This is a genomic window from Legionella shakespearei DSM 23087 (genome assembly GCF_000373765.1).
Lineage (GTDB): Bacteria > Pseudomonadota > Gammaproteobacteria > Legionellales > Legionellaceae > Legionella > Legionella shakespearei.
Genome location: NZ_KB892425.1, coordinates 1 through 6,705 on the forward strand (window position 1 = coordinate 1; position 6,705 = coordinate 6,705).

The window sequence follows — 6,705 nt, forward strand, 5'->3', positions numbered from 1 at the left end:
ATCAAAACAATACAAAGCTCTGATGAGCGCAGCAGACAAGCTATCCCCAACCCAAAATTTCAGCATCAGCAGCGCCGCCACCATGCTGGAGCAAAATTCATTAAGCCAGGGAATAAGCTTAAGCCTGAGAAAACACCAACACTTCGACTGGGCGCAACTAGGAATAGCAGGCCTGACAGCCGGCTTCATGGGAGGCACCTTTGGCAAAAAGATAGACGCAACCTTAAAAAAGATAGATCATCAATCTGGAATCCTGGCCACAGAAGCAAAAGCCCTGGCAACAGGAGCCGCCGAATCCGCAGCAACAGGAACCCACTTCAACGCAACAGACATCGTAACCCACTCACTAGGAAGTGCAATCGGCTCAGCAATAGTGGATATTGGCAGAGAAAACAGCCCGTTAATGTCTGAAGAAGAACTAAAAAGTGCAGACGCGCTCTATTTAACCGACAACGTTCTTGATATGATTCACCCAGAACGGACAGAGGACGAAGTGTATCTCAGTTATTTAGCACAAAATCTTAAACAAAAAGGTTCAGAGACCTTTGCCAAAAACCATTATTGGAATGAAAAATCACACGGAGTAGAGCAATTTTTAGATGATTCAATAATGAATTTGAATGAATTTGAGTATAAATCTAGTAATTTTGAATTGTTACAAAATAATATTTTTAAACATGAAGGAAAGTTTGTTGATAATAAAAATGATCTAGGTGGACCAACTAATAAAGGAATAACACTAAACACATTCAAAAGATATGCGCAGTCAGATTTGGGGATTAAACCGACGTTAGAAAACTTAAAAAATATAACGGAGGAGCAGGCAACAATAATTTATAAGAAGCGCTTTTGGGATCCTCTAAAAGCAGATGATATAAAATCATTGAGTATTGCATACACTTTATACGATTTTCACGTCAATGCTCCAGCTCATGCTGTAAAAAAGATGCAAGAATCCGTGAATGATTTGGGTGGAGATCTAATTGTGGATAACATAATGGGATCTAAAACAATTAAGTCAATTAATAGTATAGAACCACAGAAATTGTTTGAACTGTATCAGCAGAAAAGAATTCAACACTATATTAATAGAGTACATGAAAAACCTAGCCAGAAAGAGTTTCTGAACGGCTGGATTGAGAGAGTAAAGAATATTAAATTTGAGAGGTAAAATCATGCATCGTAAATACTTATTAATATTATTAAGTTTTCTAATTTTGGAGACGTGTTATGCGATTACTCTTCCCCCACTTATTGATTTTTCCGGTTCATGGTGCTGGGATAAGAATAGTAAATATAGTACATTTTCAATTACAATCAATAAGTTTTTAAATAAATACAGAGGCGGTTATGCTTCTGTGGCCTCAAGCGGTAATAAAATAGATGACAATGATGATGCATTTAGTTTTGAAAAACCATTAAAAAACATTGTTAAAACAACAATTCGTACAGGAATTAGTGGTGACACTGGCGTTATTCAATTAAAATTAGTAAATCGGAATACTATTGAATGGCGCATATTAAAGGCTCCGGAGCAAGAGTTTTACGCACCAGAAATAGCTCTTTTGCATAAGTGCAAAGGATAGAAAATATAGCAAACGTAGCCTGGTTTGCTTGCAACCGGGAGTAAAATACGAAACCCAACAAACTTCAAAATGATGATATAATTACCAATATGGAAATTGAAAAAACTAATGGGATATAATGATTAATAATCATTTCATAGAGCATTTTTTAACTGCAGCGCATCATTATGCTGATAAACCAGCGCTTTATTTCAATACAAAGATATATGACTACCACACAATTAACCGATTGTCTGATAACGTAGCGAAGCTCATATCAAAATTAGCTCTTCCCAAAGAAACAATTGTTCCGCTGGTACTGGAGAGAACACCACAGATCATTATTACTATGATAGGAATATTAAAGGCCGGATGCGCCTTTTTACCTATTAGTCCTTCTTCTCCCTGTTCACGAATTGAATATATTTTAGAGGAAACTAAATCAAAACTGGTATTTTGTGACTTATCTGTATCATTCGTCATTTCAAGTGAAGCTGAGCTAATAAATCCTAATACACTTGTTGAAATTGATGATAGTCATTTCACAAGTTTTTGTGAAATGAATGATCTGGCCTATGTCATGTACACTTCAGGTTCGACAGGAAAACCGAAAGGTGTAATGATTGAGCATGGTTCTATGATGAACTTGTTCTCTTCTCTTACAGAGATACTTTCCCTATCAAACAACGATTTATTTCTTGCTTTAACCGATTATACATTTGACATATCTTTAATAGAATTATTAATGCCATTAACTATTGGCGCCTCCATTGTTCTTACTGAGCATGGTGCTGTTGCTGATGGTAAGAAAATAAAACAATATCTCAATAATTTTGACATTAGCTTCATGCAAGCCACACCTCTAACCTGGGAAATTTTACTTAAAAATGGTTGGAAAAATAAGGGCATAACCCGCCTTTTAGTAGGTGGCGAACAATTTAAAACCAGTCTTGCTTTAAAACTTGATTATGAGAAAGGCAACGTTTGGAATGTCTATGGTCCAACTGAAACCAGCATGTGGTCTATGATCTATCCTCTTTCAGGTGACATATCTACCGAATCAGTTCCCTTAGGAAACCCTATTGCCAATACCCAATTAAAACTCATATACGAAGAGGACTCTACAAAAGCCGAACTGTATATAGGTGGATTAGGTGTTGCACGCGGTTATTTAAACTCAGTAGAGCTTACTCAGTCTAAATTCATTATCGATAACAAAGACACAATACGCTATTACAAAACAGGTGATTTAGTATCTTCTCAAGATGGCCATATTTGCTATGCGGGAAGGATTGATAATCAGCTAAAATTTGGGGGGATCCGCATCGAGTCAGGGGAAATAGAGACAATCATAGAGCAAGAGGCTTTTGTTAAAAAAGCAGTGGTTAAAATTCATGAGCACAATGAATACTACAAAACCATGGCAGCTTATGTGGAAATTGACGAAGAGACTCTGTTTACCCATGGTACTCACGTAATCAATGAGGATTCATCTTATTATTTAGAAAAGATTTATGATGAAACCTATTCCCATGCAAATGAGTTTGACTATCGAAACATAAACACCTGTGGCTGGCAAAGTTCGTTTACAGGCCGCACTTTTCCTGAAGAAGAATTATTAGAGTCCTATGAACACATTAAAAAATATATTAGAAACTCCAATCTGGAACACGTGCTTGAAATAGGGTGTGGTACTGGATTTCTTCTGTTAGATTATTTACCGCATGCTCAAAACATTACCGTAATGGAAATTTCACAAAAGGCCATAGATTATGTAAAAAGCCTCATCCCTGACACGACTAAAGATAAAATTATCTTTAAGCTTGAATCCATGGTTAATCTCCATGAAGTAAGCCGGTTTAGTTGCATCATAGTCAATTCAGTAGTTCAGTATTTGCCAAGTGTGAAATCACTTATCGATTCACTAAAGCAATTAATCAAAGCAACAAAAGAAGGGGGGACCATACTCATCGGAGATGTCCGCTCTCTGGAGTTATTGGACATCTATCTTGCTATTAAACATTCACACCATCACCCTTCGGATATGGAAACCTGTCCACCCAATTTATTGTACAAATCGCGCGATAGCGAAATTGTTCTCTCACCTTTATTTTTTTATGCATTGAAACAACAATTTAAAAGAATCAGCTGGGTTGATATCAATATTAAACATGGCCAATACCCTAATGAATTAAATTATTTTCGGTATGATGTAATTTTACATATTGATAAGCCAGTAAAAGAAACTGATTGTCATACTATTTCTTTTAACACAATTGATAATTTGAATGATTTAATTAAAGAGATTCAACAACCTCTCTTGATTCAAAATATTCCTTATAATTATTTTCCGTTCTTATGTGCCAGCCTTTCACTTCAAAACAATAAATATTTACATCATTTATTAAAAATTACGCATCATAATGATGATACATTGGATAAAGAAAAAGCGCGCTTAATGCTCAATGCAACAGTAGATAAATGGGAATGCTTCATACAATATCAGTCCGCGGCACCTCAACAGTACATACAAATGCTTTTAACCCCTATTTCAGGAGAGGCTTATTTAATTCGTCCTATCCAAAAAGAGAGATATGATTCAATTCATTCCTATTGCAGAGAACCCTTTAGTCCCTGGTTGCAAAAATTTTGTTTCGAGCATATAAAAATACAAGTAAAAAAACACGTCATGTCGTGGGTTAATCCTTCCATTTATGTTTGGATAGAACAATGGCCTCAAACAATTAATGGAAAATTAGATAGGAAACAGTTACAACTTCCAGCAACCTATCACCCAGAAAAAGATAAAGGTTCCATTTTATCTCAACTCAAACACATATGGCTCAATATAACTGGTGATCATGCGTTAATTAGAGAAGAGTTTTGGACTCACGGAGTATCCTCGCTGTCCATGTACTTTTTTTTAGCTACAATCAATGAAACCTTTCATCTTCAGCTTACTTATCATGAATTTCATCAATACAATACCATGGAAAAAGTGTCTGCCCGTATAGAAAATTTGCTCAAAATATCAGATAAAAAGGATATTGATGAAGGAGAGTTTAATGAGCAGTAGAACACCTAAATTATCAAACAAAAATACCAACCCCAAAAACCATGCTGTATTTTTTGAGACCTATTCTCAAGAATCCGATATCCTTGTTTTTTTCGTTAACAATGAATACTTCATAGAAAAAATTATTTTAAAATCAACAAATGAGTACTATTGCTCCATCCAGAAACTGGTCCAACAGCCCTTTATAGAAGTAATTAATTATTTAAATCTTAATTCAAACGATATTATTTCCCTGTTAGAACAAGCAAAAACAACTCTCTATGAACATCTGGAGTTACATGATGACCCAACCTTTCGTTACAATTATTCGTTATCAGTAACCCATGATACACATAGTTATACTGTAATATTAAAAGTTATTGATAGAAAAAATGATACTTTGAAATCGTACATTAATACGATTATTAATACTCTTCCAGGAGCTGTGTATTGGAAGGATAAAGACGGTTGTTATTTAGGCTGTAATAAATTTGTTGCAAGCATGGCAGGATTTGATAAACCACAGCAATTATTAGGAAAAACAGATTTTGACCTGTGTTGGAACGAATTTGCTCAGGAATGGCGCGATTTTGACTTAGAAGTAATGCGCGAACAAAAAACGTATAAAAGAGAAGAAAGTGTACGATTAGCTGACGGTAGGGTTATTACAGAAATCACTATAAAAAGCCCATTGTATAATGAAAAAAACGAAGTTGTCGGCATTATTGGTACATCAATGGACATTACCGAGCAAAAAACTTTAGAGCAAGACCTCATCGCGGCAAGAAAAAAGGCTGAAGCAGCAAACCAGGCTAAAACAGAATTTCTTTCCAATATGCGTCATGACATAAGAACCCCTTTATCAGGAATAGTGGGCTTCTCTGAGATTCTAAAATCCGAATCTAATCAGCCTCGAATTAAAGAATACGCAGATAATCTGGTAGCATCAAGCCATGCATTACTTGATTTGATGGATGAAGTACTCGAAGCAGTGAAAGTCAGTTCGGGTGAAATTCCAAGACTCAAAAGAAAATTCAACTTATGCGACACATTAGGACAGGTTATTTCTTTATATTGCGCTAAAGCACAAGAAAAAGGATTAAACTTATCGCTTTCGGTGGATAAAAATTTACCCAGATATGTCATAGGGGATAAAATCAGAATGCACCGTATTGCCCTTGAACTAATTGGTAATGCACTCAACTTTACCGACAATGGTCACGTTACGGTTTCTGTAGAACTGGCAAAAAAAGAGCAAAGACATTTAGTCATTAAAATGACGGTCAGTGATTCAGGTATGGGTATACCCCAAGATAAGCAACAGGAAATTTACCTTCAATTCAAGCGCTTAACTCCTTCTTATCAGGGAATATACAAAGGTGCGGGACTAGGGCTTTATGTAGTCAAACAATTCATCGATGAATTGGAAGGTGAAATTTATGTAGATAGCGAACCACAGAAAGGAACTGTTTTTACCTGCTTAATTCCCTTGCAGGAACCGCTGCTTGATGACGACTCAGGAATTGATAATACAGTAGTCTCAAAAACTGAAAAACGCCATCTTTCCCCATTAACGCATAAGCAAGAAGCCTTTTCACTCATGTCAGAAAGTAAAACAAAAAGCAAAGTGCTTGTTGTCGAAGACAACTTCATTGCCCAAACTGTCGCCAAAACACTCTTATCAGGAATGGACTGTCAGGTGGATGTTGCATCCAGCGGGATTGATGCACTGGCTCTTTATGATAAAATCGATTATGACTTAATCTTTATGGACATTGGCTTAGGTGAGGGTATAGATGGCTATGAAGTCACTCATCATATTCGTTCAAAAACCAGTGTTGTAACCAAACATATTCCCATCATAGCACTCACTGCGCACGGTGGTGATGAAAGCAAACAACGTTGCATTGAGGCTGGAATGGATGCGGTATTAACTAAACCCCTGACTCAGGCACACGCCATAGATATTATTAAATCTTTCATTCCAGAGCGACATGAACCGTCTGAAATTAAATCATCTGAAACAAGAAAAGACTTGCCTGACAGTGATGATGAGATGTTTCAATTAAACCAGTTCCCCATTTT

General features: G+C 36.2%; 4 protein-coding genes. All 4 read left to right on the plus strand.

The features are described from left to right. Positions 1-22 precede the first annotated feature (22 nt). Positions 23-1,171, plus strand: a complete 1,149-nt coding sequence (locus tag B094_RS16570; protein ID WP_155823878.1) for a glycoside hydrolase family 108 protein — start codon at positions 23-25, stop codon at positions 1,169-1,171. 4 nt (positions 1,172-1,175) lie between these two features. Further along, complete coding sequence (locus B094_RS0112340) at positions 1,176-1,586, plus strand: hypothetical protein (RefSeq protein ID WP_018578119.1); 411 nt, start codon at positions 1,176-1,178, stop codon at positions 1,584-1,586. Between the two features lie 118 nt (positions 1,587-1,704). Beyond that, entirely contained in the window at positions 1,705-4,641 is a 2,937-nt protein-coding gene (locus tag B094_RS0112345) for an amino acid adenylation domain-containing protein (RefSeq protein WP_018578120.1), read from the plus strand. Next, positions 4,631-6,705: ATP-binding protein (locus tag B094_RS16245; RefSeq protein WP_018578121.1), on the plus strand; the 2,075-nt coding region annotated here is incomplete at its 3' end. The genes B094_RS0112345 and B094_RS16245, both read left to right, overlap by 11 nt.